The following is a 25,760-nucleotide window of genomic DNA, read 5'->3' as shown; positions in this document are numbered from 1 at the left end:
GCTGGCGGCGGACGGATCAGATGCTCCAGCGGGCGTTCACCAGGCGCTCGTTGAGCAACTGCGGGTCGATCGGCTGCGGCCGTCGCGAGAGGGCCAGGTGGAAGGTTTCCAGGGCGTTTTCCAGGCGCTGCTCGAGGACCGGTTCCAGGCGCGCCGGGTCGCTCTCGGTGGCGTAGGCGATCTGCTTGTCCACGGCGAATACGCCATGCAGTACCTCCTGGGCCTTGAGCGCGGCCAGGACCGGCTTCAATGCATAGTCCACGGCCAGCATGTGCGCGCTGCTGCCACCGGTAGCGAACGGCAGCACCACCTTGTGCTCCAGGGCGCGCTCGGGCAACAGGTCGAGCAGGACCTTCAGCGCGCCGGAAAACGAGGCCTTGTACACCGGGGTGGCGACCAGCAGGCCGTCGGCGCGGCCGATCTGCTCGGCCAGCGCCAGTACCGGCGGACTGTCGAGGCGGGCACGCAGCAGGTCCTCGGCGGGAAAATCCAGCACCTGGTGGCTGGCCACCTCGACGCCGCGACGGCTCAGCCAGTCCCTGGCACGCTCCAGCAACACCCCGGAGCGGGAGCGTACGCTGGGACTTCCGGCGATGGAAACGACGAGCATGGGGGGGATTCCTTATAACCGGAAAACAGAATATTCGTTTGGCTTGCTAACCAAGTTGCATAGACCTTAACAGGCGGCCTCATATTCCAATAAATGTTTTTTATTCATTTATTTATTCCATAAAGCATATAAGAACCCGGTTCGGGGTCTTGCCTCAGAGCACGTGCGCCCGCTGCATTTCGGTCAGGGCCTCGCCGCGCAAGTAGGCCAGCTCCACCGCCCGACGATCGCGGGGACGCGCCAGCGGTACGTGGAACTCGCGGCGGATGTGTCCGGGACGGCCGCCCATCAGCAGCACGCGGTCGGCGAGATAGAACGCCTCGTCGAGATCGTGGGTGACCAGCAGGACGCTGATCTCGTAGTTCTGCACCACGTCCTGCAGCAGGTCCTGGAGGCGCATGCGGGTGAAGGCGTCGACCGCGCTGAACGGCTCGTCGAGCAACAGCACCTGCGGCCGTCCGTAGAGACCGCGGGCGATCGCCGCGCGCTGCGCCATGCCGCCGGACAGTTGCTTGGGCAGCAATCCTCCGCAGCCGGCCAGTCCGACATCGGCGAGCAGGCGCTCGACCCAGTGCTCGTCCTCCAGCCAGCCGTCGGCGAAACCGACGTTCTGCGCCACCGTCAGCCAGGGCAACAGGCGCGGCTCCTGGAACACCACGCCGATTCCGCCGCTGCGGCCGTTCTCGCCGTCCGGGCCGAAGCCGAGGATCGGGTTGCGTTCGACAGTGCCCTGGAAGTCATCGTCCAGTCCGGCGGCGATCCGCAGCAGGGTGCTCTTGCCGCAACCGCTGGGGCCGAGCAGGCTGACCACCTCGCCGGGCGCCAGCGACAGCGCCACGCCCTCCAGCACCCGCGTATCGCCATAGGCCTTGCGAATCTCCAGCAGGTCGAGCAGGCCGCTCATGCGCCGCCCTCCCCGTCGAAGCTGTCGCGCCAGCGCAGGGCCCGGCGCTCCAGCGAGCGGAGCAGGCCATCGCTGAGCTTGCCGAGGGCCGCCAGGACCAGGATCGCGACGATCACCAGGTCCGGACGCGAGGTTTCCCGACCGTCGCTGAGCAGATAGCCGAGGCCCTGGGTGGCGGCGATCAGCTCCGCCGCGACGAGGAACATCCAGCTCAGGCTGAGCGCCCCGCGCAGGCCGGTGAACAGGTTCGGCAGCGCCGCCGGAAGGAGGATGCGGCGGACCAGGGCGAAGCGCGACAAACGGTAGAGCCGCCCCAGTTCCACCCACTTGCGATCGACCCCGCGTACCCCGGCGACCAGCGCGAGGTAGACCGGGAAGAAGGCGCCGAGGGCGATGAGGACGATCTTCGGCGTCTCGTCGATGCCGAACCAGAGCAGCAGCAGGGGCACCCAGGCCAGGCTGGGGATCGCCCGCAGGGCCTGGAAGCTCGGCTCGAGGTAGGCTTCGGCGCGACGACTGAGGCCGACCCAGGTTCCGACCGCCAGGGCCAGGCCGCTGCCGATCGCGAAACCGGCGGCGACCCGCGCCAGGCTCGCGCCGACATGCCCCCACAGCTCGCCGCGAGCCAGTTCCACCAGGGTCAGCAGGATGCCGCTCGGCGCTGGCATCTGGTAGGCCGGCAGCCAGCCCAGGCGCACCAGCGCTTCCCACGACGATAGCGCCAGCAGCGGCAAGGCCCAGGCCCGCCAGGCGCCCGGCACGCGCAGTCGCCACGCCCGGCGCGAGACTCGCCGGGCCAGTCGCAGGCTCTGGCTGACCATGGCTCAGGGCTCCGTGCGCGCCAACGGGGCACCGCCGATGACCTCGGCGGCCCACTGCGGCGCGATCAGTTCGTCGACCACCTTCTGCACGTCCACGCCCGGCCGCACCAGGCGCTCGTCCGCCAGGATCGGCGCCGCGGCCTTGAGCGCGGCGACCTGTTCGGCGCCCGGCAGCGGCTGGCTGAAATCGGTGCGCGACAGTTGCAGGCGAGCCACTTCCAGCGGCAGGCCGGCTTCCTCGGCAAGCAGTTGCGCGGCCTCGTCGGGATGCCCGATCACCCAGTGGCGCGCCTGCTCGTAGGCCGCCAGCACCTGGCGGATCAGTTGCGGATGGCCTTCGGCGAAATCCTCGCGGACATTGAGCACGCCGTAGCTGTTGAAGCCGAGGTTGCGGTAGAGCAGCCGCGAGCCGGCCTGCAACTCGCTGGCCGCCATGTGCGGATCGAGCCCGGCCCAGGCGTCGACCTGGCCCTTCTCCAGGGCTACCCGGCCGTCGGGATGCTGCAGGTGGACGATACGCAGGTCGTTCTTGTCCAGGCCCACGCTGTGCAGGCTGCGGAGCAGGAACAGGTAGGGATCGGTGCCCTTGGTGGCAGCCACCTTGCGCCCCTTGAGTTCGGCGAGGCTGCGGATCGGCGAATCCTTGCGCACCAGCAGCGCGGTCCACTCCGGGCGGCTGGCGACGTATACGGTACGTACCGGGCTGCCGTTGGCCCGCGCGAGTACCGCGGCGAGGCCGGCGGTCGAGGCGAAATCGACGCTGCCGGCGTTGAGGTACTCCAGGGAACGGTTGCTGCCCTGGCTGAACACCCAGCGCACCCGGGTTCCGCTGCCGTCCAGGCTTTTCTCCAGCCAGCCGAACTTCCTGAGCGCCAGGCTGGTGGGGGCGTAGTAGGCATAGTCGAGACGGATTTCAGCGGGGGCGTCGGCGGCTTCGGCCGCGGGAAACACGGCAAGAACGGCGAGCAGGGCCAGCCAGGCCCGGCAGCGACGGAGAGCGGCGATCATGCGTCTGCTCCTGGAAGGAGGTGGATGAGCGAGCCTTCTCCCCGTCTGGCGGGCAAGTCAGAGCCGGTTTCGGAAACGGATGGCGGAAAGAAAGCGTCGCGGCGACGCGCTGGCGCACATAAAAAAGAGGGCCGGTCGAAACCGGCCAAAAACCCTGCTCGTGGCTAAACAGCGTTGCATGACGGCACGCACCGTCGAATAAAAGGTCCCGCCTGCCGTGCCTGCCCATGCAGGCGGGACGAATCCGGCCTCAGCGGTTGGGCTGGGGCGTCAGGCGCAGGTAGGGCTTCACCGCGCGGTAGCCTTTGGGGAAACGCCGCTTGATCTCTTCCTCGTCCTTCAGCGAAGGCACGATCACTACCTCGTCGCCGTCCTCCCAGTTGGCCGGCGTGGCGACCTTGTGCTCGTCGGTCAGTTGCAGCGAATCGATCACCCGGAGGATCTCGTTGAAGTTGCGCCCGGTGCTCGCCGGGTAGGTGATGATCAGGCGCACCTTCTTGTTCGGGTCGATGATGAACAGCGAACGCACGGTCAGCGTGTCGTTGGCGTTCGGGTGGATCAGGTCGTAGAGTTCGGAAACCTTGCGGTCGGCGTCGGCGATGATCGGGAAATTGACCCGGGTGTCCTGGGTCTCGTTGATATCGTCGATCCACTTCAGGTGCGACTCCACCGGATCCACCGACAGCGCCAGGACCTTGACCCCGCGCTGGGCGAACTGGTCCTTGAGCTTGGCGGTGAAACCCAGCTCGGTGGTGCACACCGGGGTGAAGTCGGCGGGGTGGGAGAACAGCACGCCCCAGCTGTCGCCCAGCCACTCGTGGAGGCGGATGCGCCCTTCGCTGGAGTCCTGTTCGAAATCGGGGGCGATGTCGCCGAGTCTGAGGCTCATGGGGTCACTCCTTGTTCGTGTTGGAGCCCACTATGCCCAAGGCCGGCTGACGTTAAAAAGAATAAATTCAGATTTTCTTATAACAAAAAATAGAATACCCAACCCTTCGCCTGGAAATCCGTCTCCTTTCGTCCGCCGGCCTGCCGCCCGGCCAACCCCCGCCTACACTGAAAACACCTTGGCCCGCTATCCAGGAGTCGCCGTCATGTTGGGGAAACGTTCCACCGATCCCACCCCGGCCACCCGCTTTCGCAGCGATCGCATAAGTTCGGTGAATGGGCAGTACTTCTTCTCCACCCGCGAAGGGACCCTGGAAGGTCCCTATTTCACCCGTTTCGACGCGGAGCGGGAAATCGACGCGTATATCCGCAGGATGCGCCAATCGGCGGAAATCCACGCGCCGGGTTCCCGCTGAAACGATACAGGCGCTGAATTTATTTCCCGGCGGCTGAAACGTTCAAGAAAGGGAAGGCAGGTATTCTCGGCGGAACGCCGAGGCAAATGTCACCGCATGTGAACGCACTCACATCGGGGGTGAGTTCCAGTATCATTCACCCGGTGAATACCTGCCATGTCGTGCGTATCCACGCTTCTCCACGTTTTCTAGCGGTAAATCCATGAAAAAAATCTTATTGATGCTTTTGTGCGTCAGCGTGCTGGGTTGCTCCAAAAACAGCGTCGAATCGGAAAAACCGGTCGACGTGCTCCTGATCGGTGGCGGCATCATGAGCGCCACCCTGGGTACCTATCTGAACGAACTGGAACCAGGCTGGACCATCGAGATGGTCGAGCGCCTGGACAAGGTCGCCGAAGAAAGCTCCAACGGCTGGAACAACGCGGGCACCGGTCACTCGGCGTTCTGCGAACTGAACTACACCAGCGAGGCCGCGGACGGCTCGATGGATATCAGCAAGGCGGTGGCGATCAACGAGAACTTCGAGATCTCCAAGCAGTTCTGGGCCTACCAGGTCGACCGCAAGGTGCTGAACGATCCGAAGTCGTTCATCAACAACGTCCCGCACATGAGCTTCGTCTGGGGCGACGACAACGTCGCCTTCCTCAAGAAGCGCCACGCCGCCCTGCAGCACAGCTCGCTGTTCCGCGGCATGGAGTACTCGGAAGACCCCGAGCAGATCAAGCAGTGGGTGCCGCTGGTGATGGAAGGCCGCGAGCCGGGGCAGAAGATCGCCGCCACGCGCATGTCGATCGGCACCGACGTCAACTTCGGCGAGATCACTCGCCAACTGGTGGGCTCGCTGTCGGCCAAGGACACCTTCAAGCTGCGCCTGCAACATGAGGTCCGCGACCTCAAGCGCAACGACGACAACACCTGGACCGTGACCATGGCCGACCTGGCCAATGGCGACAAGGAAACCAGCGTCAAGGCCAGGTTCGTCTTCATCGGCGCCGGCGGCGGCGCGCTGAAGCTGCTGCAGATGTCCGGCATCCCCGAGGCCGAAGGCTACGCCGGCTTCCCGGTGGGCGGTTCGTTCCTCGCCACCACCAACCCGGACGTGGTCAAGCGCCACCTGGCCAAGGTCTACGGCAAGGCTTCGGTGGGTTCGCCGCCGATGTCGGTGCCGCACCTCGACACCCGCATGATCGACGGCAAGCCGGTTCTGCTGTTCGGTCCGTTCGCCACCTTCTCCACCAAGTTCCTGAAGAACGGCTCGCTGTGGGACCTGCCGGGCTCGGTGACCAGCGGCAACATCGGCCCGATGTTCAACGCCGGCATCGACAACTTCGATCTCAGCCAGTACCTGATCGGCCAGCTGATGCTCAGCCAGGACGACCGCATGGCCTCGCTGCGCGAGTACTTCCCGGAAGCCCGCGACGAGGACTGGAAGCTGGTGCAGGCCGGCCAGCGCGTGCAGATCATCAAGAAGGACGCCGAGAAAGGCGGCGTACTGCAATTCGGCACCGAAGTGGTGACCGCCGCCGACGGCTCCGTCGCCGCCCTGCTCGGCGCCTCGCCGGGCGCCTCGACCGCCGCGCCGATCATGCTGTCGGTGCTGGAGAAGGCCTTCAAGGACAAGGTCGCTACCCCCGAGTGGCAGGCACGCCTGAAGGAAATCGTGCCGTCTTACGGGCGCAAGCTGAACAACGACATCGAGCTGACCAACAGCACCCGTGCCTGGAGCAGCGAGCGCCTGCAACTGATCCACGTGCCGGTACAGCCGGAGGCCTGATCGGCCACCGACGCGCGCGCATGAAAAAGCCCGGCAATAGCCGGGCTTTTTTGGGTTGGCGTTCGCCTTGCGGGGCGACGCATCGGCGGATAACGCCGCTGGCGTTATCCGCCCTACCCGACAGGCAGCGCCGCCCACAAAGTCACTGTGGGCCGTAGGGCGAACAACCGCTCGCGGTTATCCGCCGGAACCTGCATGTCACCGATTGCGCCCTCCCCCGATATCACGCCCCTCCTTCGAGCCTGGCCAGGCGCTCCTCCAGCGCCGCCAGGCGCGTCTCCAGCTCGGCGATCCGCGCTTCCGCATCGGCCGACAGAGCGGTCGGCGCGGCGCGTTCCGGGTCGCTGCCCATCGCCTCCACGGCGGCCTCGAGGTCGGCCTGGCTGCCGAGCAGGTGCATGTAGCGCTCCTCGCGCTGCCCGGCGCGACGCTCCAGGTGCACGGCCAGGCCACGGCCGGCGAGGCGTTCCAGGTGGTGGCGGATCTGCTCGACGTCGTCGAAATCGTGCAGGCGGTTGCTGCGGGTGAGCAGTTCGTTGAGGGTCTGCGGACCACGCAGGAACAGCAGGCCGAGCAGCGCCACCTGTGGCGCCACCAATTCCAGGCCCTTGCCCAGGGTGTGCTCCCAGCGGTCGGCGCGGCTGCCCATCACCAGCCTGACCAGGCCGCGCCCCTCGAGCTGGCGCAGGCTCTGGCCGACCTGGCCGGGCGTGAGGTTCATCACCGGATCGCGGCTGGTCTTCTGGTTGCAGGCGAGGACCAGGGCATTGAGGGTCAGCGGATAGGTTTCCGGGGTGGTCGCCTGCTTCTCGACGAGGCTGCCGAGAATCCGTGCATCGACGGCGCTCAGCGGGTCGTCGACGAACGGCGAGTTGGGCTCGGTGGACATCGCTACATCCCTATGCAAGGAAAAAGGCGCCTAGCCTAGCGCGAGTCGCCGGGGATGGCACGGAGCGTCATGTAAATAAAACCCATGAGGCGAGCCCCGACCTGCGGGGCCCGCCGTCGCGCACGGGCTCAGCGTACGGCTTCGAACAGCCCGCTGGCGCCCATGCCGCCGCCGACGCACATGGTCACCACGCCGTAGCGCAGGTTGCGCCGGCGCAGTTCGCGGACCAGATGACCGACCTGGCGCGAGCCGGTCATGCCGAACGGGTGGCCGATGGCGATGGAGCCGCCATTGACGTTGTACTTCTCGTTGTCGATCTCCAGCCGGTCGCGGCAGTACAGGCACTGCGAGGCGAAGGCTTCGTTGAGTTCCCAGAGATCGACGTCGGCGATCTTCAGCCCCTTCGCCTTGAGCAGCTTCGGCACCGAGAACACCGGACCGATGCCCATTTCGTCCGGCTCGCAGCCGGCCACGGTGAAGCCACGGAAGAAGGCCTTCGGCTCCAGGCCCAGCGCCAGCGCTTTCTCCAGGCTCATCAGCAGGGTCATCGAGGCGCCGTCGGAGAGTTGCGAGGCGTTGCCGGCGGTGACCGAACCGTCCTCGGCGAACGCCGGCTTCAGCGAGGCCAGGCCTTCGAGGGTGGTGTCCGGGCGGTTGCAGTCGTCGCGGTCGACCACTCCGTCGAGCACCTGCTTCTCGCCGCTGGCCTTGTCCTCCACCGCGTAGCGGGTGGTCATCGGCACGATCTCGTCGGCGAACAGCCCGTCCGCCTGGGCTCGCGCCATCCGCTGCTGGCTCTGCAGGGCGTAGGCGTCCTGGGCCTCGCGGGTGATGCCGTAGCGACGGGCGACGATCTCGGCGGTCTGCCCCATGGGGTAGTAGATGCCCGGCACCTCCCTTTGCAGCAGCGGGTTCACCAGGTGGTCGGTGTTGACGCTCTTCAGGGTCAGGGTGATCGACTCGACGCCGCCGGCGACGATCACCTCGCTGCAACCGGAAGCGATCTGGTTGGCGGCGATGGCGATCGCCTGCAGGCCGGAGGAACAGTAGCGGTTGAGGGTCATCCCCGGCACCTGGATGCCGAGGCCGGAGAGCACCGCCACGTTGCGCCCGATGTTGTGGCCCTGGGCGCCTTCGTTGGAGCCGGCGCCAACGATGCAGTCATCCACCAGCAGCGGGTCGAGGTCGTTGCGCGCCAGCAGCGCGTCGACGCAGTGGGCGGCCATGTCGTCCGGCCGGGTCAGGTTGAACTTGCCGCGGAAGGACTTGGCCAGGCCGGTCCGGACGCTGTCGACGATCACCACTTCACGCATGGGGGTACCCTCGCTGTTATTGTCGGTCGGCCGCCGGGGCAGCGGCCGGATCGAGCGAGGATAAGGCGAGGCAATCGCGCGAGGCACCGATCATTCATCCGCCGTATGCGTCGCCATCCCCTGGAGAGGACGGCGCCGCATTCCGGCGGGCCTCACTTGTCCTTCTTGTACGCCGCTTCGATGGCGTCGTTGATGGTGCGCAGCACCTTGACCCGGGCGAAGCGCTTGTCGTTGGCTTCGACCAGGGTCCAGGGCGCGATCTCGGTGCTGGTACGGTCGACCATATCGCCCACCGCGTCCACGTACTGGTCCCACTTGTCGCGGTTGCGCCAGTCTTCCTCGGTGATCTTGTAGCGCTTGTAGGGGGTTTTCTCGCGCTCCTTGAAGCGCTCCATCTGGGTCTGCTTGTCGATCGCCAGCCAGAACTTCACCACGATGATCCCGTACTCGCTGAGCTGCTCCTCGAAGTCATTGATCTCGCCATAGGCGCGTAGCCAGTCGGCCGGTGCGCAGAAGCCCTCGATGCGCTCCACCAGCACGCGGCCGTACCAGGAACGGTCGAAGATGGTGAACTGGCGACGCGCCGGAATGTGCCGCCAGAAGCGCCAGAGATAGGGCTGCGCACGCTCCTCTTCGGTCGGCGCGGCGATCGGCACGATATGGTACTGGCGCGGGTCCAGCGCGTCGGTGACACGGCGGATGGCGCCGCCCTTGCCGGCCGCGTCGTTGCCCTCGAACACCGCGACCAGCGAATGCTGGCGGAAGCGCTTGTCGCGGATCAGCCCGGCCAGGCGGGCCTGCTCGGCGGCGAGCTGCTCCTTGTAGGCGTCCTTGTCCAGGTACTGGCCCAGGTCCAGGGAGTCCAGCAGGCCGCGGTTGTCCAGGCTCGACACCAGCGGCGCGGCGTGCGGCTGGCGCTTGGCGCGCTCCTTGGTGGCCAGCGCGGCCTGCAACCCTTCGAGGAGGATGCGACCGACGGTCAGGGCGCGGTAGCGCTCGTCCACGCCTTCCACCACGTACCAGGGCGCGTAGTCCCGGCTGGTGCGGCGCAGCACGCGCTCGCCGTAATGCACGAAGCGGTCGTAGACCTCGCTCTGCTTCCAGTCCAGCGGACTGAGCTTCCAGCTGTGCTGCGGGTCCTTTTCCAGCGCCTTGAGGCGTTCCTTGAGCTGTTTCTTGGAGAGGTGGAACCAGAACTTGAAGAGCAGCGCGCCTTCGTCGCAGAGCATGCGCTCGAAGCGTTCGGCGGCATCGATGGCCTGATCCAGCTTGGCCTCCTTGATATGCCCCTCGACCCGCGCGTAGAGCATCTGGCTGTACCAGTTGCCGAAGAAGATACCGGTCCGCCCCTTGGGCGGCAGGCGCCGCCAGAAGCGCCACTGCGGCGGCCGCTCCAGTTCCTCGTCGGAGGGACGGAGGAAGCTCTGCACTTCGATCAGGCGCGGGTCCATCCACTCGTTGAGGAGCTTGACCGTCTCCCCCTTGCCGGCGCCCTCGATGCCGTTGATCAGGATGATCACCGGGAAGCGCGCCTGCTGCTTGAGCTCGAACTGCGCCTCGAGCAGCGCTTCGCGCAACTCGATGACGGCCTTCTCGTAGGTGTCCTTGTCGATGCTGTGGCCAACTTCCGCGGATTCGAACATGGAGGTCTCCCTTAACCTGAGTCCTTCAAGGTAGCGGATCGGCGTGCGGCTGTCTGCGCGGCGCCGCGGCATGTTCGCGCAGCGCCTCGCCGCTGGCCGGCAAAGCCCCGTAAAATGCGCCATCCGCTTTTTCAGGTTCTGCCATGTCCGACTTCCAGCATGCCCAGCTCGACTGGGACGAAAACGGCCAGCCGCTATCCCGCGCCTTCGGCGACGTATATTTTTCCCGGCATTCCGGGCTCAACGAGACGCGCCATGTGTTCCTCGCCACCAACCGCCTGGCCGAGCGCTTCGCCGCGCTGGGCGACGGCGAGGTGCTGTGCATCGGGGAGACCGGCTTCGGCACCGGACTGAACTTCCTCTGCGCCTGGCAGCTGTTCGAGCGGGTCGCGCCGGCCGGCGCGCGCCTGGAGTTCGTCAGCGTGGAGAAATTCCCCCTCGCCGCCGCCGACCTGCGCCGCGCCCTGGCGCTATGGCCGGAACTGGCGCCCTGGAGCGAGGCCCTGCTGGGCCAGTACCTTGCCGTGCACCCGGGCTTCCAGCGCCTGGCGTTCGCGGGCGGAAGGGTCGGCCTGACCCTGCTGCTGGGCGATGCCCTGGAGTGCCTGCCGCAGCTCGACGCGCGGGTCGACGCCTGGTTCCTCGATGGCTTCGCCCCGGCGAAGAACCCGGACATGTGGTCGCCCGTACTGTTCGCCGAACTGGCGCGACTGTCGGCGCCGCAGGCGACCCTGGGCACTTTCACCAGCGCCGGTTTCGTTCGCCGAGGGCTGATCGAGGCCGGTTTCGCCATGCAACGGGTACCGGGCTACGGACAGAAGCGCGAGATGCTCAGCGGCACCTACCAGGGGCCGCCGGCGAACGCCGGCAAGCCCTGGTACGCACGCCCCGCGCCCCACGCCGGGCGCCGCGCGGCACTGGTGGTCGGCGGCGGCCTGGCCGGCTGCGCCAGCGCCGCCAGCCTCGCCGCGCGCGGCTGGCAGGTGACCCTGATCGAACGCCATCCCGGCCTCGCCCGGGAAGCCTCGGGCAACCCCCAGGGCGTGCTCTACCTGAAACTCTCGGCCCACGGCACGCCGCTGTCGCGCCTGGTGCTCAGCGGCTTCGGCCATACCCGCCGGCTGCTCGAACGCCTGCGGCGCGGCCACGACTGGGACGCCTGCGGCGTACTGCAACTGGCCTTCGACGCCAAGGAAGCGCAACGCCAGGCGCAACTGGCCGCAGCCTTCCCCGCCGACCTGCTGCACGGCCTGGAGCGCGGGCAGGCCGAGCGCCGCGCCGGCGTCGCCCTGCCCGCCGGCGGCCTGTTCTATCCCGAAGCCGGCTGGGTCCATCCGCCCGCGCTGTGCCAGGCCCTGGCCGCCACCCCCGGGATCACCCTGCTGAGCGGCCGGGCAGTACGCTTGCGCCGCGAGGGCGACGACTGGTGCGCCTACGCCGACGACGAATGCCTGGCCCGCGCGCCACTCGCGATCCTCGCCACCGCCGCCGACATCCGCGACTTCCCGCCCGCCGCCGAGCTGCCGCTGAAGCGCATTCGCGGGCAGGTCACCCGCCTGCCGGCCACCCCGCAAAGCCGGGCGCTGCGCACCGTGGTCTGCGCCGAGGGCTACGTCGCACCGCCGCGTGGCGACGAACACACCCTCGGCGCCAGCTTCGACTTCAAGAGCGAAGACCTGGCGCCGACCCTCGCCGAACACCAGGGCAACCTCGAACTGCTGCGGGAAATATCCCCCGACCTGTTGCAGCGCCTGGGCGCCGACGACCTGCCGCTGGAGCGCCTGGAAGGCCGCGCGGCATTCCGCTGCACCAGCCCCGACTACCTGCCCCTGGTAGGCCCGCTGGCCGAGCGCGCGGCCTTCGACGAGGCCTACACGGTGCTCGCCCGCGACGCCCGCCAGGTGCCGGAGCGTGCCTGCCCCTGGCTGCCAGGCCTGTACCTGAACAGCGGCCACGGCTCGCGCGGGCTGATCAGTGCGCCGCTGTCCGGCGAACTGCTGGCGGCGTGGATCTGCGGCGAGCCGCTGCCGCTGCCGCGCGCGGTGGCCGAGGCCTGCCACCCGAACCGCTTCCTGCTGCGCGACCTGGTGCGCGGGCAGCGCGGCTGAAGCCCCGGGCGCACCGATTTGCGCTAACCTTCGGGCCTGCCGCACGCGCAGGCCATACCGGACCACCGGCTGGCTCACCCGCGGAAATAGTTGATCGACGATGGATGTACTGCTCTTCGAATCCCTGGGCATCGGCGCCGTTCTCGGCCTGCTGCTCGGCCTCACCGGCGCCGGCGGCTCGCTGGTCGCCCTGCCCCTGCTGCTCAGCCTGCACCTGCCGCTGCGCGACGCCATCGGCGTGAGCCTCGGCGCGGTCGCCCTGTCGGCGCTGATTGGCGCCATTCCGCGCGCGCGCCAGGGCCAGGTGGCCTGGCGGCCGGTGCTGGTCCTGGCGCTGGCCGGCCTGCCGAGCAACGCCGTCGGCCAATGGCTCGGCCGCTTCGTCCCGGAAGGCGTGCTGATCGTCGCCTTCTGCCTGCTGGTGCTCTGGTCGGCCTGGCGCATGTGGCGCGGCGCCGGGATGAAACGCGAGGCCAGCGACCAGGCACGGAGCCTGCCGCTGCTCGGCATCGGCCTGGCGGTCGGCTTGCTGTCGGGATTGATGGGCGTGGGCGGCGGCTTCCTGGTGGTGCCGGGGCTACTCTGGTTCACCCCGCTGTCGATGATGGCCGCCACCGCCACCTCGATGGCGGTGATCGCGCTGGTCTCCGGCGGCGGCTTCCTGATCTACCTGACCGGCGCCCACCCGCCGCTGCCGCTGCTCGGCGGCCTCGCCGCCGGCGGCGCGGTCGGCGTGCTCGGCGGCAACCTGCTGGCGCAGCGCCTCGGCGGCCCGACCCTGCAACGCCTGTTCGCGCTGATGCTGGTGGCGGTGAGCTTCTCCCTGGCGGCGCAGAAGCTCTACGGCGGGTAGCTTTCCTCGGCGGCCGGGGCACCGGGGAAGCGGCGTTATGCGCCCTACGCGGAGGTCACGCCATGGCGTACAACGCGCTTGTCCACCAGGCATCGGCAGGTTCGCCAGGTAAAGACCGCCGACGCGACTGTCTTTCGTAGCGAACCTGGCGCCCTCACTCTTCTTCGACGTCCTCTTCCGGCAAGCCGAACAGGTCGGCCGCGCGCAGCAGCGCGGCCAGCAAGCCGTGGCGCTCCCACTCGGGCAACGCGGCGAAGCGCTCGATCACGTACTCCGGCAATAGCGGCGGCGCCTCCGCCAGGGCTTCGTGGCCGGCCGGGTCGAGGTGCAGCCAGGACTTGCGCCGGTCCTGTTCGTCGCGCCGACGATAGAGCAGGCCGCGTCCTTCGAGGCGGTCGAGCACGCCGGAGAGCGATGCCTGGGACAGGCTGACCAGCTTGGCCAGTTGCGTCGCGGTCAGTTCTCCCTCCACCGCCAGGACATGCAGGATCAGCAATTGCAGCGGGGTCAGGCCACCGTATCGGCTGAGACGCTTGGAGTGGATTTCGGCGGCCTGCTGGAGACGGCGGATGGCGCGGAAAATAGCGAGCGAATAGGTATCGGCAGCGGTCTTATTACTTTCAACCATAATAAATTCTTCGTTAAGGGTCCTGATAGGCCCGGAAAATTCGTATAGAACTCCTTCCAACTGTAACGGTCCTCTGTTAGGTAAGTCATGTACCCGGAAGGGGTACGCAACCCACTTCCCCAACGGAGAACCGGTAAGGAATATGTGCGGCATATCAGGAGAGTTTCGTTTCGACAACCAGGCAGCCGACCTCGCAGCGGTCGAACGCATCACCCACCACCTGGCCCCTCGCGGCCCCGACGCCTGGGGCTTCCACGCCCAGGGTCCGATCGCCCTCGGACATCGACGGCTGAAGATCATGGACCTGGCGGAAGCTTCCGGCCAACCGATGATCGATCCCGATCTCGGCCTGGCCATGGTGTTCAATGGCGCCATCTACAACTACCCCGAACTGCGTGGCGAACTGGAAAGCCTTGGCTATCGGTTCTTCTCCGGCGGCGACACCGAAGTTCTCTTGAAGGGGTACCATGCCTGGGGCGCCGATTTATTGCCCCGGCTCAATGGGATGTTCGCCTTCGCCGTCTGGGAGCGCGATCGCCAGCGGCTGTTCCTGGCCCGTGACCGACTCGGCATCAAGCCGCTCTACTACAGCCTCGACCGCTCGCGCCTACGCTTCGCCTCGAGCCTGCCGGCCCTGCTCAAGGGCGGCGACATCGCCAGCGACCTCGATCCGCAGGCGCTGAATTTCTACCTCAACTTCCACGCCGTGGTTCCCGCCCCGCACACCTTGCTGGAGGGCGTGAAGAAGCTGCCGCCGGCGACCTGGATGAGCGTCGACCTCGACGGCAGCTGCGAGCAGCGCACCTGGTGGACGCTGGACTACGGCCCACGCCCGGACGAGCGCGAGCTGACGCTCGACGACTGGCAGGAGCGCGTCCTCGACGGCCTCCGCGAAGCGGTGGCGATCCGCCAGCGCGCCGCCCGCGAGGTCGGCGTGCTGCTCTCCGGCGGGGTCGATTCGAGCCTGCTGGTGGGCCTGCTGCACGAAGCCGGGGTGGACAACCTGCTGACCTTCTCCATCGGCTTCGAGGATGCCGGCGGCGAGCGCGGCGACGAGTTCCAGTATTCCGACCTGATCGCCGAGCGCTATCACACCCGCCACCATCGCCTGCGCATCGGCGAGCACGAAGTGATCGAGCAGTTGCCGGCGGCCTTCCGCGCCATGAGCGAGCCGATGGTCAGCCACGACTGCATCGCCTTCTACCTGCTCGCGCGGGAAGTCTCGAAGCACTGCAAGGTGGTGCAGAGCGGCCAGGGCGCCGACGAGCTGTTCGCCGGCTACCACTGGTATCCGAAGGTGGATGGCGCCGACGACGCCTTCGCCGCGTACCGCGCGGCGTTCTTCGACCGCGACCACGAGGAATACCTGGCCACCGTCGGCGAGCGCTTCCGCGTCGAGGACGTCGCCGGGCGCTTCGTCCGCGACCACTTCGCCAGCCCCGGCGCCGAGGCCGCGGTGGACAAGGCGCTGCGCCTGGATAGCACGATCATGCTGGTCGACGACCCGGTCAAGCGGGTCGACAACATGACCATGGCCTGGGGCCTGGAAGCCCGCGTGCCGTTCCTCGACTACCGCCTGGCCGAGCTGTCGGCGCGCATTCCCGCCCGCTTCAAGCTCGGCGACGGCGGCAAGCAGGTGCTCAAGGGTGCCGCGCGCAAGGTGATTCCCAGCGAAGTCATCGACCGGCCCAAGGGTTACTTCCCGGTGCCCGGCCTCAAGCACTTGCAGGGCCGCACCCGCGAATGGGTACGCGAACTGCTGCTCGACCCGAGCCAGGACCGCGGCCTGTTCCAGCCGGCGATATTCGATCGCCTGCTGAGCGATCCGGACGGCGACCTCACACCGCTGCGCGGCTCCAAGCTGTGGCAGCTGGCCGCCCTCAACCTCTGGCTCAGCGAACAGGGACTTTGAAAATGGGCCCCCAACGCAGGGGCCCGAACCAGGAGCGATCATGAAAGGCCACTTGCATCTGCCTCACCCGCACAACCAGCGCCTGCAACGTATCCAGGCGCCCACCTACGAACGCCTCCAGGCGCGTCTCGCCGAAGATCACAGCGAGCCCACCGAGAAACCGCTGAGCATCCACTGCGGCTGGGGCCGCCTGCTGATCGGGCAGACCTACCCGGACGCCGAGGAACTGGCCCGCGACCTGTTGCAGGAAGCCCCCGGCGAACGCGACATCGCGCTCTACGTGGCGGCGCCGCAGCAGGTCCTGGCCCACGCCCCGCAGCAGCTCTTCCTTGATCCCTCGGATACCCTGCGCCTGTGGTTCACCGACTACCGCCCGGCGCGCCGTCCGCCACGCGGTTTCCGCATCCGCCGGGTGCATACCGAGGAGGACTGGGCGGCGATCAACCGCCTGTACCTGGCGCGCGGCATGCTTCCGGTGCAGACCGAGCGCCTCAGCCCGCGCCACCAGGGCGGGCCGATCTACTGGCTGGCCGAGGACGCCGACACTGGCGTCGCGGTAGGCACGGTGATGGGCCTCAACCACGCCAAGGCGTTCCAGGATCCGGAGGGCGGCTCCAGCCTCTGGTGCCTGGCGGTGGACCCGCAATGCAGCCGGCCGGGCGTCGGCGAGGCGCTGGTACGGCACCTGGTCGAGCACTTCATGAGCCGCGAACTGGCTTACCTCGACCTCTCGGTGCTGCACAACAACCAGCAGGCCAAGGCGCTCTACCGCAAGCTCGGCTTCCGCGAACTGGCGACCTTCACCATCAAGCGCAAGAACGGCATCAACCAGTCGCTGTTCCTCGGCCCCGGCCCGGAGGAAGACCTCAACCCCTACGCCCGGATCATCGTCGACGAAGCCCACCGGCGCGGCATCGAGGTGCGCGTCGACGACGCCGAGGGCGGCCTGTTCACCCTGACCCAGGGCGGCCGGCAGATCCGCTGCCGTGAATCGCTCTCCGACCTGACCACGGCGGTAAGCATGACCCTCTGCCAGGACAAGGTCCTCACCCACCGCGCCCTGCAGCACGCTGGCCTGCGCCAGCCACAGCAGCGCCTGGCCGGCAGCGCGGAGGAAAACGCCGCGTTCCTCGCCGAGCACGGTTCGCTGGTGGTCAAGCCGGTGGACGGCGAGCAGGGCCAGGGCGTGGCGGTGGACCTGCGCACCGCGGAAGAGGTCGAGGAGGCCATCGAGGCCGCCCGCCATTTCGATTCGCGCGTGCTGCTGGAGAGCTACCACGCCGGCCACGACCTGCGCGTGCTGGTGATTGGCTACGAGGTGGTGGCCGCCGCCATCCGTCGTCCCGCCGCGGTGATCGGCGACGGCCGGCACAGCATCCGCGAGCTGATCGAGGCGCAGAGCCGCCGGCGCCAGGCCGCCACCGGCGGGGAAAGCCGCATCCCGCTCGACCACGAGACCGAGCGCACCCTGCGGGCCGCCGGCTATGGCTACGACGACGTGTTGCCCAGCGGCGAACACCTGGCCGTGCGGCGCACCGCCAACCTGCACACCGGCGGCATCCTCGAGGACGTCACCGACGCCCTCCATCCGGCCCTCCGCGAGGCCGCGATCCAGGCCGCGCGGGCCCTGGAAATACCGGTGGTGGGCCTGGACTTCCTGGTCGAGGCCGCCGACCAGCCCGACTACGTGATCATCGAAGCCAACGAGCGCGCCGGCCTGGCCAACCACGAGCCGCAGCCGACCGCCGAACGCTTCGTCGATCTTCTCTTCCCCCTCAGCCGCGAGGTGCCTTCATGACCCCTCTGCCACAACCGGACCTCAACTACCTGCAACGGGTGCTGCTGGAGATGCTCGCCATCCCCAGCCCCACCGGCTTCACCGATACCATCGTGCGCTATGTCGCCGAGCAGCTCGACGAACTTGGCGTGCCCTTCGAGATGACTCGCCGGGGAACCATCCGGGCGACCCTCCAGGGCCGCCTGAATACCCCCGACCGGGCGGTTTCCGCGCACCTCGACACGATCGGCGCGCTGGTCCGCGAGATCAAGCCCAACGGCCGCCTCGGCCTGGCCCCGGTAGGCTGCTGGTCGAGCCGCTTCGCCGAGGGTAGCCGGGTCACGGTGTTCACCGAACAGGGCGTGTTCCGTGGCAGCGTGCTGCCGCTGCTGGCTTCGGGCCACGCCTTCAATACCGAGGTGGACAACCTGAAGATCAGTTGGGACAACATCGAGCTGCGTCTCGACGCCTATACCGCCAGTCGCGCCGACAGCGAGAGCCTGGGCATCTCGGTGGGTGACTACGTGGCCTTCGATCCGCTGCCGGAGTTCACCGAGAGCGGCCATATCAGCGCCCGCCACCTAGACGACAAGGCCGGGGTCGCGGCGCTGCTGGCGGCGCTGAAGGCGGTCAAGGAAAGCGGCCAGGAGCCGCCGATCGACTGCCACCCGCTGTTCACCATCACCGAGGAAGTCGGCTCCGGCGCCGCCGGCGCCCTGCCCTGGGACGTCAGCGAGTTCGTCGGCATCGACATCGCCCCGGTGGCCGAAGGCCAGAATTCCAACGAGCACAGCGTCAGCGTGGCCATGCAGGACTCCGGCGGGCCCTACGACTTCCATCTGTCGCGGCACCTGCTGCGGCTCGGCGAGCGCCACGACATCGCCCTGCGCCGCGACCTGTTCCGCTACTACCACAGCGACGCGCAGTCGGCGATCGCCGCCGGCCACGACACCCGCGCCGCGCTGCTGGCGTTCGGCTGCGACGCCACCCACGGCTACGAGCGCACGCACATCGACAGCCTCGCCGCGCTGAGCCGCCTGCTCACTGCCTACATCCTCAGCCCGCCGGTCTTCGCCAGCGACGCCAAGCCCCGGGAAACCTCGCTGGAACGCTTCAACAAGCAGCTCGAGCATCCGGTGCACATGGAAAGCTGCACCCACGTCCCGCCGGTGGACGAAGTGCTCGACAGCAGCAACAACAGCGACAAGGGCTGAGCCCGCGCCGGCCTCCCCGCCCCCGGGGAGGCCGCCCTCCTCTCCAGCCAACTGCTAGGCTGATGGCAGGTTCCCTCGCCTGTCTCGTTTCCTCCGTAGCATCATGCGTGCCGACTCGTGTCCATGGAGTAGTTGCATGTCTCGACTCTGCCTGGTCCTGCTGTTGCTCTGCTGCGCGCTGCCGGCCCGGGCGCAGCCGCCCGCACCGCTGGACGGAGAGGACCTGCGCCTGTCCCTGGGCGAGTACGCCGAGTACTACCGCGACGCCGGCGGCAAGGCGCGCCTGGGCGACATCCTCGCCTTGCCGGCGCAGGCCTTCGCCGCCCTGCGCGGCGACCACGCGAACTTCGGCAAGAACGCCGCAGCCTGGTGGTTCAGGGTGCGCCTGGACAACCGCAACGGCACCGACCTGGCCGGTTTCCTGGAGATCAACTACCCGCTGCTGGACGACCTCAAGGTCTACCTGCTGACCGCCGATGGGCGCATCGAACAGCAGGAGAGCGGCGACCTGTTCGCCTTCTCCCAGCGCCCGGTGCAGGTGCGCAACTTCTGGTTCCCGCTGCGACTGCCGCCCGGCGAGAGCACCCTGCTGCTGCGCGTGCAGAGCACCAGCACCGTCTACGTGCCGCTGTACTTCAGCACCTACGCGGCCAGCGCGGCCAGCCAGGAAACCCTGATGGGCTTCAACGGGGCCTTCTACGGGGTGCTGTTCGGGTTGTTCTGCTACAACCTGTTCCTCTTCGTCTCGCTGCGCGAGGCCACCTACGCCTGGTACCTGCTGTACAACCTCAGCCTCGGCCTGTTTTCCGCCAGCTTCGACGGCCTGCTGTTCAAGCTGCTGCCCGGACACGTGGCGCTGGAGTCGGCCGGCATCTACCTGCTGATGTACCTGAGCTGCCTGGTGTCGATCCAGTTCAGCCGCGGCTACCTCTACACCCGCCGCGACTTCCCGCGCCTCGACCGCTTCCTCCGCGGCCTGCTGCTGGCCTGCGTGGTCCTGTTGGCCAGCGAGCCGCTGGTGGGGCTGCGCGCCTGGAACGTCCTCGCCAGCCTGACGGTGATGCTGGTCTCCCTCAGCCTGCTGCTGGCCGGCGTCCACGTCTGGCGCCAGGGCCTGCGCTACGGCCTCTACTACATCCTGGCCTGGGGCGCGCTGCTGCTGTCGTTCCTGGTCACCACCGCCGCCTCGCTGGGCTTCGAACTGTTCGGCCTGTTCGGCAGCAGCGTGGTCAAGATCGGCATGACCGTGGAACTGGTGACCCTGTCCATCGGCCTCGCCGACCGCATCAATGCGCTCAAGGAGGAAGGCTTCCGCTCGCGCCAGGCGGCCGAGCAGGCGCGGGTGGAGAACGAGGCGAAGAGCCGCTTCCTGGCGAAGATGAGCCATGAGATCCGCACCCCGCTGAACGGCGTGCTGGGCATGCTGCAACTGCTCCGCGACACCCCGCTGGATCGCGGCCAGGCGGCCTACGTGGAGACCATCGCCAGCTCCGGCAGCGCGCTGATGTCGGTGATCAACGATATCCTCGACTACGCTCGCATCGAGTCCGGCAAGCTGCACCTGGAGCGCATCGACTTCGACCTGGAGGAACTGCTCTCCGACACCCTGGCGCTGTTCAGCGCCCAGGCCGTGGAAAAACGCCTGCGCCTGCATCTCGGCCTGGACAGGGGCGTGCCGCGCCGCCTCAACGGCGACCCGACACGGTTGCGCCAGGTACTGATGAACCTGCTCAGCAACGCCCTCAAGTTCACCGCCGAAGGCCATGTCGCCGTGCGCGTGCAGCGGCGCTTCGACGAGGGCGGACGCGAGCGCCTGCTGTACAGCGTCAGCGACAGCGGCATCGGGATATCCGCCCAGGCGCAGAAGACCCTGTTCGAATCCTTCTCCCAGGCCGACTCCAGCACCACCCGCCGCTACGGCGGCAGCGGCCTGGGCCTGGCGATCAGCCGTGAACTGGTGCAGATGATGGGCGGGCGCATCGAGGTGAGTAGCGAGCCGGGCAAGGGCACCCAGTTCAGCGTCGACCTGCCGCTCAGCCCCGCCCTCGACGCCGGCGAAGCGGACGAACTGGCGCAACTGCTGCAACACCGCCCGGCCCTGCTGGCCAGCGAGGACAACCTGACCCTGGACTGCCTGCAGGCATTGCTGGAGCGTTGGGGACTGCGGGTCGAACGCTGCCTGCAGCCGAGACGGCTGAACGCCTACCTGGAGGACTTCAGCGCACCGCCCCTGCTGGTCCTGGCGGCGCCCTGGCCGGGGCCGCCGTCGATCTGGCTGGACACCCTCTATGCGCAACTGGAGCAAGGCCAGCGCATCCTCCTGCTATGCCCGCCGCAGCACTGCCAGGACCTGCCGCCGCACGAAGGCCTGCGCCTGCTGGCCCTGGCCCAGCCGGTGGCGGTGAAGGCCCTGCGCGAAGCCCTGCTGGAACTGTACCGGGAGCGGCGCCGACAGCCAGGGCGGAGCAGCGAGGCGGCCCCGGACGAACGCCCGGACGCCCCATGCATCCTGGTCGCCGAGGACAACCCGGTGAACCAGCTGGTGGTGCGCGGCTTCCTCGCCAAGCGCGGCTACGCGGTGCGCCTGGCCGGCAACGGACGGCTCGCGCTGGACGAGTACCTGCGCGATCCGAACGGCATCCAGTTGATCCTGATGGATGGCGAGATGCCGGAAATGGACGGCTTCGAGGCGACCCGCCTGATCCGCCGGGAGGAGCGTGCCCAGGGCTGGCCGCGCGTACCGATTGTTGCCCTGACCGCGCACATCCTCGACGAACACCGCCGGGCCGGAATCGAGGCCGGCATGGACGCCTACCTCGGCAAGCCGGTGGACCGGGCGGAACTCTATGCCACCCTCGAACGCCTGCTCGGCCAGCCTTCGCGACAGGCATGACAGTGCGCGATGCGTCGCGCTAGCATTCGCCGCCATACCGGAGTACCGCCAATGCTGATCCCCCACGACCTGCTCGAAGCCGACACCCTGAACAACCTGCTGGAAGACTTCGTCACCCGCGAAGGCACCGACAATGGCGACGAGACCCCGCTGGACGTGCGTGTAGAACGCGCCCGGCATGCCTTGCGGCGGGGCGAGGCGGTGATCCTGTTCGACCCGGAGAGTCAGCAGTGCCAGTTGATGTTGCGCAGCGAGGTGCCTGCGGAGCTGTTGCGCGACTAAGTCTCGGCATCGCCCCGCCTGGCGGGGCGGGTTCGCCGCCCTGCACACCCCGGAAACGCCGGACTGCGCCCCCGCTCCGCAGGGCGAATAGCCGCTCGCGGTCATCCGCCGCTCATCCGCGACATCGGCGGATAACGCCCATGGCGTTATTCGCCCTACACACCCCGAAAAAGCCGGACTGCGCCCCAGCTCCGTAGGGCGAATAACCGCTCGCGGTTATCCGCCGCTTATCCGCGACATCGGCGGATATCGCCCATGGCGTTATTCGCCCTGCACACCCCGGAAACGCCGGACAGCGCCCCAGCTCCGTAGGGCGAATAACCGCTCGCGGTTATCCGCCGCTCATCCGCGACATCGGCGGACAACGCCCATGGCGTTATCCGCCCTGCACACCCCGGAACCGCCGGACTGCGCCCCCGCTCCGTAGGGCGAATAACCGCTCGCGGTTATCCGCCGCTTATCCGCCGTCCTCCTCACTCCTTCGCCCCACCCTCCTCCGTCTCCAACGCCGCCCTGGCGATGTTCCGGCTATGCGCGCCGAAATGCCCGATCAGTTCGATCAGTTGCGCGTTCAGCACCGCATTGTCGTGGGCCTCGGGGCGTGGCTGGTTGCTCTCGCTGAAGTCCTGCGCGGCGGAGGCCGGGCGGGCGGCCAGCCATTCGCCGATGGCGGCGTCGAAGGCCGCGGCGTGGGCGTTCGACTCGGCGGCCACCACGTCGCGCAAGTAGGTCGGCGAATAGGCCGGATAGGCACCGTCGCGGCGGGTGTCGGCGTAGGCGTCGAGCATCGGCTGCGGGCGGCCGTCGCGGAGCAGTTGGCGCAGCCAGTCGAACTGGTATTTCTCCACCGCGGTATGGCGGTTCGCGACACGCTCGATGGCCGCCTGCTTTTCCTCCGGGTAGCCGAGCAATGCCTTGCCCTCCATCTGTAGCATCGCCGCCAGGCTGGCACCGGGCAGCGGCGTGGAGTGGTAGGGCTGGGTGATGTCCTGGATGTAGTGCATGCCCCAGCCAAGGAACCGGTAGCCCCAGTAGGGATGACCGTTGGCGAAGGCGAAGCGGGACAGGCCGAAGTACTGGTAGGCACGCCATTCCGGCCAGGCCCGGGCGAGGAACGGCGCGCCGCTGTAGATCACCGCCGCCTCGTGATAGAAGCCCATGTGGAACGGCGCCTGGGAGCTGAACTCGAAGCGCGGGTCGCCGAATGGCTGGGTGCCGAAGCCGTAGCGCTGGCCGGCTTCGCCGGGGTTGTCGCTGAACAGGTTGATGTCGTGGCCGTAGTCCGGTTCGTCGGCGGCGGTGGCCAGCACTGCCAGGGGCGCGACTCGCTCGCCGGGCTCCAGGCGGATGAAACGCCAGGCGGTCCACGGCGAGAGGTTCTGGAACACCAGCACCTCCTGTGGCTTGAGGTGCGGGCGCTGCGGCTGGTCCTGCCCGGGAAGCGGCTGGAGCGCCAGCGCCAGGCGGATCTCCGGGTTGACCCGCAGCGCCGCGAGGAACGCCTGACGCAAGTCGCCGGCCTCGCCCTCGGCAGCGAAGCGCAGGGCGTCCGGACGCGCCGGGTAGTTGCCGATATGCGCTCGGGCGTAGGCTTCCTGCTCGTCCAGCAGGGCGGCCAGTCCGCCGCGCTCGGCGGCGAGGAACGCCTCCAGCGGCTCCACCTCGACTTCCGGCGCCTCGCGGATGGCCGCCAGTTCGCGCAATGCCAGGTAGCTGCCCACCGTATGGTTGGACCAGGCCCACAGGCTCGGCGAGACGACCCACGCCCCCAGCAGCAGGCAACGCAACAGCAACTTCATCGGCTTTTCGCTCTTGTCTCGACTCGGTGCCGGCAAGCCTACCAATGCGGGACACCCAGGGCACTGTCCTGCCTGGACATCGGAACTCTCCGATAGCGCCATCGGACCAATGTCTATCCACGCCGGGCCGGCCCCATGACCGCCATCAATGGCGCCCAGGCGCCAGGCGGCTAGACTTTCCCGACATCAGGCACGCTGATACAAGGCACCCATCTGATGCTCCAGTCCGTTTCGCCCAAGCACGACCTGCCCCTCAAACCCGAAGGCCAAGCGGCCAAGCCAGAACGCACCGGCACCTGGGCGCCGTTCTCGATCCAGGCCTTCCGCATCATCTGGATCTGCAACCTGTTCGCCAACCTCGGCACCTGGGCCCAGTCGGTGGCCGCCGCCTGGGTGGTCACCGACGCCCACGCCAGCCCGCTGATGGTGGCGATGATCCAGGTCGCCGCGGCACTGCCGCTGGTGCTGCTGTCGATCCTCTCCGGGGTCATCGCCGACAACCACGACCGGCGCAAGATCATGCTCTGGGGGCTCAGCTTCGAGATGACCGGAGCGATGTTCGCCACCCTGCTGGCCTTCCTCGGCTACCTCGACCCGGTGCTGCTGATCATCTCCATCCTCTGGATCTCCCTCGGCGGCTCGGTGACCATCCCGGCCTGGCAGGCGGCGGTCAACGAGCAGGTGCCGGCGCGCATGGTCAGCGACGCGGTGCTGCTCAACAGCGTCAACTACAACGTCGCCCGCGCCGCCGGCCCGGCCCTCGGCGGCCTGTTGCTGAGCGCGGTGGGACCGGCCTGGGTGTTCCTGTTCAACAGCTTCTGCTACATGGCCCTGATCTGGGCGATCTGGCAGTGGCGGCGCGACGTGCCCAAGCGCAGCCTGCCGCCGGAAGGCATCCTCGAAGGCGTCACCGCGGCGCTGCGCTTCACCCAGTACTCCACCGTCACCCGCCTGGTGATGATGCGCTCCTTCGCCTTCGGCCTCTCTGCCAGCGCGGTCTGGGCCCTGCTGCCGCTGCTGGCGCACCGCAACCCGGACGGCGACGCGGCGATCTACGGCTACATGCTCGGCGCCCTCGGCCTCGGCGCGATCCTCGGCAGCACCCAGGTCTCGCGCCTGCGCCAGCGGATCGGCAGCAGCCGGCTGATCAGCCTGGCCGGCTTCACCCTGGCGCTGATCCTGCTGACCCTCGGCCTGGTGGACAATCTCTGGGTCCTGTTCCCGGTGCTGATCCTCGGTGGCGGCTGCTGGATCGGCGCCCTCGCCACCTACAACTCGGCGGTGCAGATCCTCGTCCCCGACTGGATCAAGGCGCGCGCCCTGGCGCTGTACCAGACCGCGCTGTACGGTGGCCTGGCGCTGGGTTCGTTCCTCTGGGGCCATCTCGCCGAGACCATGACCGTGCACGGCGCGCTGCTGGCCGCCGGCTGCCTGCTGCTGGCCTCGGTGATCCTCCTGTACAACTCGCGCCTGCCGGAAATGGACGCCGCCAGTATTTCCCGCGCGCCGGCGAGCATGCCCGGGCAGCCGAGCTTCGTCTTCAACACGCGGCGGGGCATGGTGCTGGTCTCCATCGAATACCGGATTCCCGCCGAGCGCACCCGCGACTTCGTTCGCGCCGCCCAGCCGCTGCGCCGCCTGCGCCTGCGCAACGGCGCGGAGCGCTGGTCGCTGTTCCGCGACGTGAGCAACCCGGAGGTCTGGCAGGAACTGTTCCTGGTGGACAACTGGATCCAGCACCTGCGCATGCTCGACCGCATGACCCTGGCCGACAAGATCGTCATCGACAACGTCACCGCCCTGCATGCCGGCGACGGTCCGCCGCAGATCCGCCATTGCGTGAGCTACGAGGCCAGCAGCTACGATACGCCGCTGGTGAAGAGTGCCACGCCGCCGGCCAACGACGAGGCGGGCGCGACGGCGGGGAGCTGAGAACGGGGCCAGGCAGTCCCCCGGGGCGGACAGCGCCAGCGGCGTTATCCGCCATCCAACGCCGGCGCGGCGGATAACCGCAAACGGTTATCCACC

The 25,760-nt window shown here is 68.1% G+C and carries 20 protein-coding genes; 10 read left to right on the top strand and 10 right to left on the bottom strand.

Annotation, left to right across the window (positions count from 1 at the left end; genetic code table 11):
- Positions 1-16: 16 nt before the first annotated feature.
- From ssuE to AT700_RS07510, 5 genes are all read right to left on the bottom strand, one after another.
- On the bottom strand, positions 17-610 hold the full coding sequence (gene ssuE / locus AT700_RS07530; protein WP_003091915.1) for an NADPH-dependent FMN reductase: 594 nt from the start codon (positions 608-610) through the stop codon (positions 17-19).
- Between the two features lie 154 nt (positions 611-764).
- Positions 765-1,514: an ABC transporter ATP-binding protein gene (locus tag AT700_RS07525; RefSeq protein WP_003091922.1), complete on the bottom strand. Its 750-nt coding sequence runs from the start codon at positions 1,512-1,514 to the stop codon at positions 765-767.
- Positions 1,511-2,335, bottom strand: coding sequence for an ABC transporter permease (locus tag AT700_RS07520; protein WP_048520852.1), 825 nt, complete (start codon positions 2,333-2,335; stop codon positions 1,511-1,513). Before AT700_RS07520 ends, AT700_RS07525 begins: the two co-directional genes overlap by 4 nt.
- Before the next feature lie 3 nt (positions 2,336-2,338).
- Positions 2,339-3,343: an aliphatic sulfonate ABC transporter substrate-binding protein gene (locus AT700_RS07515; protein ID WP_023088137.1), complete on the bottom strand. Its 1,005-nt coding sequence runs from the start codon at positions 3,341-3,343 to the stop codon at positions 2,339-2,341.
- 250 nt (positions 3,344-3,593) lie between these two features.
- A complete protein-coding gene (locus AT700_RS07510) occupies positions 3,594-4,232 on the bottom strand; it encodes a peroxiredoxin (protein WP_003102302.1) in 639 nt (212 codons plus the stop codon).
- Positions 4,233-4,437: 205 nt separating this feature from the next.
- Between AT700_RS07510 and AT700_RS07505 the strand changes: the two genes are divergently transcribed.
- Positions 4,438-4,647, top strand: a complete 210-nt coding sequence (locus tag AT700_RS07505; protein ID WP_003102301.1) for a DUF6316 family protein — start codon at positions 4,438-4,440, stop codon at positions 4,645-4,647.
- 202 nt (positions 4,648-4,849) lie between these two features.
- On the top strand, positions 4,850-6,421 hold the full coding sequence (locus AT700_RS07500) for a malate:quinone oxidoreductase (protein WP_003102300.1): 1,572 nt from the start codon (positions 4,850-4,852) through the stop codon (positions 6,419-6,421).
- Positions 6,422-6,644: 223 nt separating this feature from the next.
- On the opposite strand, the gene AT700_RS07495 is transcribed toward AT700_RS07500, so the two are convergent.
- The 3 genes from AT700_RS07495 to pap form a co-directional block, all read right to left on the bottom strand.
- Positions 6,645-7,310, bottom strand: coding sequence for a YceH family protein (locus AT700_RS07495; RefSeq protein ID WP_023128684.1), 666 nt, complete (start codon positions 7,308-7,310; stop codon positions 6,645-6,647).
- A gap of 128 nt (positions 7,311-7,438) precedes the next feature.
- Positions 7,439-8,623 carry a thiolase family protein gene (locus tag AT700_RS07490; protein ID WP_003102299.1) on the bottom strand — a complete coding sequence of 395 codons (1,185 nt, stop codon included), beginning with the start codon at positions 8,621-8,623 and terminating at the stop codon, positions 7,439-7,441.
- Positions 8,624-8,775: 152 nt separating this feature from the next.
- Positions 8,776-10,266 (bottom strand): polyphosphate:AMP phosphotransferase, encoded by a 1,491-nt coding sequence (gene pap / locus AT700_RS07485; RefSeq protein WP_003102298.1) that lies wholly within the window; start codon positions 10,264-10,266, stop codon positions 8,776-8,778.
- Between the two features lie 143 nt (positions 10,267-10,409).
- Here pap and mnmC point away from each other — a divergent pair, with 143 nt between their 5' ends.
- On the top strand, positions 10,410-12,374 hold the full coding sequence (mnmC, locus tag AT700_RS07480) for a bifunctional tRNA (5-methylaminomethyl-2-thiouridine)(34)-methyltransferase MnmD/FAD-dependent 5-carboxymethylaminomethyl-2-thiouridine(34) oxidoreductase MnmC (protein ID WP_034038438.1): 1,965 nt from the start codon (positions 10,410-10,412) through the stop codon (positions 12,372-12,374).
- A 100-nt stretch (positions 12,375-12,474) separates the two neighbouring features.
- The gene (locus AT700_RS07475; RefSeq protein ID WP_003117537.1) at positions 12,475-13,227 is read left to right on the top strand and encodes a sulfite exporter TauE/SafE family protein; all 753 of its coding nucleotides are present in this window, start codon (positions 12,475-12,477) and stop codon (positions 13,225-13,227) included.
- Between the two features lie 154 nt (positions 13,228-13,381).
- Here the strand turns inward: AT700_RS07475 and AT700_RS07470 are convergent, their stop codons facing one another.
- Positions 13,382-13,855, bottom strand: coding sequence for a MarR family winged helix-turn-helix transcriptional regulator (locus tag AT700_RS07470; RefSeq protein WP_003091943.1), 474 nt, complete (start codon positions 13,853-13,855; stop codon positions 13,382-13,384).
- Positions 13,856-13,997: 142 nt separating this feature from the next.
- On the opposite strand from AT700_RS07470, the gene AT700_RS07465 reads away from it, so the two are divergent.
- The 5 genes from AT700_RS07465 (at position 13,998) to AT700_RS07445 (ending at position 21,933) form a co-directional block, all read left to right on the top strand.
- Positions 13,998-15,767, top strand: a complete 1,770-nt coding sequence (locus AT700_RS07465; protein ID WP_003106635.1) for an N-acetylglutaminylglutamine amidotransferase — start codon at positions 13,998-14,000, stop codon at positions 15,765-15,767.
- Positions 15,768-15,807: 40 nt separating this feature from the next.
- Entirely contained in the window at positions 15,808-17,565 is a 1,758-nt protein-coding gene (gene ngg, locus AT700_RS07460; protein WP_003111433.1) for an N-acetylglutaminylglutamine synthetase, read from the top strand.
- Positions 17,562-18,758, top strand: coding sequence for an osmoprotectant NAGGN system M42 family peptidase (locus AT700_RS07455; protein WP_003111432.1), 1,197 nt, complete (start codon positions 17,562-17,564; stop codon positions 18,756-18,758). Before ngg ends, AT700_RS07455 begins: the two co-directional genes overlap by 4 nt.
- 136 nt (positions 18,759-18,894) lie before the next feature.
- Positions 18,895-21,651 carry a hybrid sensor histidine kinase/response regulator gene (locus AT700_RS07450; RefSeq protein WP_003117536.1) on the top strand — a complete coding sequence of 919 codons (2,757 nt, stop codon included), beginning with the start codon at positions 18,895-18,897 and terminating at the stop codon, positions 21,649-21,651.
- Positions 21,652-21,702: 51 nt separating this feature from the next.
- Positions 21,703-21,933: a YheU family protein gene (locus tag AT700_RS07445; RefSeq protein ID WP_003091959.1), complete on the top strand. Its 231-nt coding sequence runs from the start codon at positions 21,703-21,705 to the stop codon at positions 21,931-21,933.
- A gap of 473 nt (positions 21,934-22,406) precedes the next feature.
- Here the strand turns inward: AT700_RS07445 and AT700_RS07440 are convergent, their stop codons facing one another.
- Positions 22,407-23,732 carry a hypothetical protein gene (locus AT700_RS07440; protein ID WP_003113892.1) on the bottom strand — a complete coding sequence of 442 codons (1,326 nt, stop codon included), beginning with the start codon at positions 23,730-23,732 and terminating at the stop codon, positions 22,407-22,409.
- Positions 23,733-23,948: 216 nt separating this feature from the next.
- On the opposite strand from AT700_RS07440, the gene AT700_RS07435 reads away from it, so the two are divergent.
- On the top strand, positions 23,949-25,664 hold the full coding sequence (locus AT700_RS07435; protein WP_003103747.1) for an MFS transporter: 1,716 nt from the start codon (positions 23,949-23,951) through the stop codon (positions 25,662-25,664).
- Positions 25,665-25,760 lie beyond the last annotated feature (96 nt).

Source organism: Pseudomonas aeruginosa (assembly GCF_001457615.1).
GTDB lineage: Bacteria > Pseudomonadota > Gammaproteobacteria > Pseudomonadales > Pseudomonadaceae > Pseudomonas > Pseudomonas aeruginosa.
This window is presented reverse-complemented; position numbering and strand designations above follow the sequence as displayed.

Bases quoted from the DNA above. Each gene is read 5' to 3' on its own strand.
- AT700_RS07500 (WP_003102300.1), top strand. From the start codon at position 4,850: ATGAAAAAAATCTTATTGATGCTTTTGTGCGTCAGCGTGCTGGGTTGC.
- pap (WP_003102298.1), bottom strand. From the start codon at position 10,266: ATGTTCGAATCCGCGGAAGTTGGCCACAGCATCGACAAGGACACCTAC.
- ngg (WP_003111433.1), top strand. From the start codon at position 15,808: ATGAAAGGCCACTTGCATCTGCCTCACCCGCACAACCAGCGCCTGCAA.
- AT700_RS07505 (WP_003102301.1), top strand. From the start codon at position 4,438: ATGTTGGGGAAACGTTCCACCGATCCCACCCCGGCCACCCGCTTTCGC.
- AT700_RS07490 (WP_003102299.1), bottom strand. From the start codon at position 8,623: ATGCGTGAAGTGGTGATCGTCGACAGCGTCCGGACCGGCCTGGCCAAG.
- AT700_RS07470 (WP_003091943.1), bottom strand. From the start codon at position 13,855: ATGGTTGAAAGTAATAAGACCGCTGCCGATACCTATTCGCTCGCTATT.
- AT700_RS07495 (WP_023128684.1), bottom strand. From the start codon at position 7,310: ATGTCCACCGAGCCCAACTCGCCGTTCGTCGACGACCCGCTGAGCGCC.
- AT700_RS07515 (WP_023088137.1), bottom strand. From the start codon at position 3,343: ATGATCGCCGCTCTCCGTCGCTGCCGGGCCTGGCTGGCCCTGCTCGCC.
- ssuE (WP_003091915.1), bottom strand. From the start codon at position 610: ATGCTCGTCGTTTCCATCGCCGGAAGTCCCAGCGTACGCTCCCGCTCC.
- AT700_RS07475 (WP_003117537.1), top strand. From the start codon at position 12,475: ATGGATGTACTGCTCTTCGAATCCCTGGGCATCGGCGCCGTTCTCGGC.
- mnmC (WP_034038438.1), top strand. From the start codon at position 10,410: ATGTCCGACTTCCAGCATGCCCAGCTCGACTGGGACGAAAACGGCCAG.
- AT700_RS07450 (WP_003117536.1), top strand. From the start codon at position 18,895: ATGTCTCGACTCTGCCTGGTCCTGCTGTTGCTCTGCTGCGCGCTGCCG.
- AT700_RS07465 (WP_003106635.1), top strand. From the start codon at position 13,998: ATGTGCGGCATATCAGGAGAGTTTCGTTTCGACAACCAGGCAGCCGAC.
- AT700_RS07445 (WP_003091959.1), top strand. From the start codon at position 21,703: ATGCTGATCCCCCACGACCTGCTCGAAGCCGACACCCTGAACAACCTG.
- AT700_RS07510 (WP_003102302.1), bottom strand. From the start codon at position 4,232: ATGAGCCTCAGACTCGGCGACATCGCCCCCGATTTCGAACAGGACTCC.
- AT700_RS07440 (WP_003113892.1), bottom strand. From the start codon at position 23,732: ATGAAGTTGCTGTTGCGTTGCCTGCTGCTGGGGGCGTGGGTCGTCTCG.
- AT700_RS07525 (WP_003091922.1), bottom strand. From the start codon at position 1,514: ATGAGCGGCCTGCTCGACCTGCTGGAGATTCGCAAGGCCTATGGCGAT.
- AT700_RS07520 (WP_048520852.1), bottom strand. From the start codon at position 2,335: ATGGTCAGCCAGAGCCTGCGACTGGCCCGGCGAGTCTCGCGCCGGGCG.
- AT700_RS07455 (WP_003111432.1), top strand. From the start codon at position 17,562: ATGACCCCTCTGCCACAACCGGACCTCAACTACCTGCAACGGGTGCTG.
- AT700_RS07435 (WP_003103747.1), top strand. From the start codon at position 23,949: ATGCTCCAGTCCGTTTCGCCCAAGCACGACCTGCCCCTCAAACCCGAA.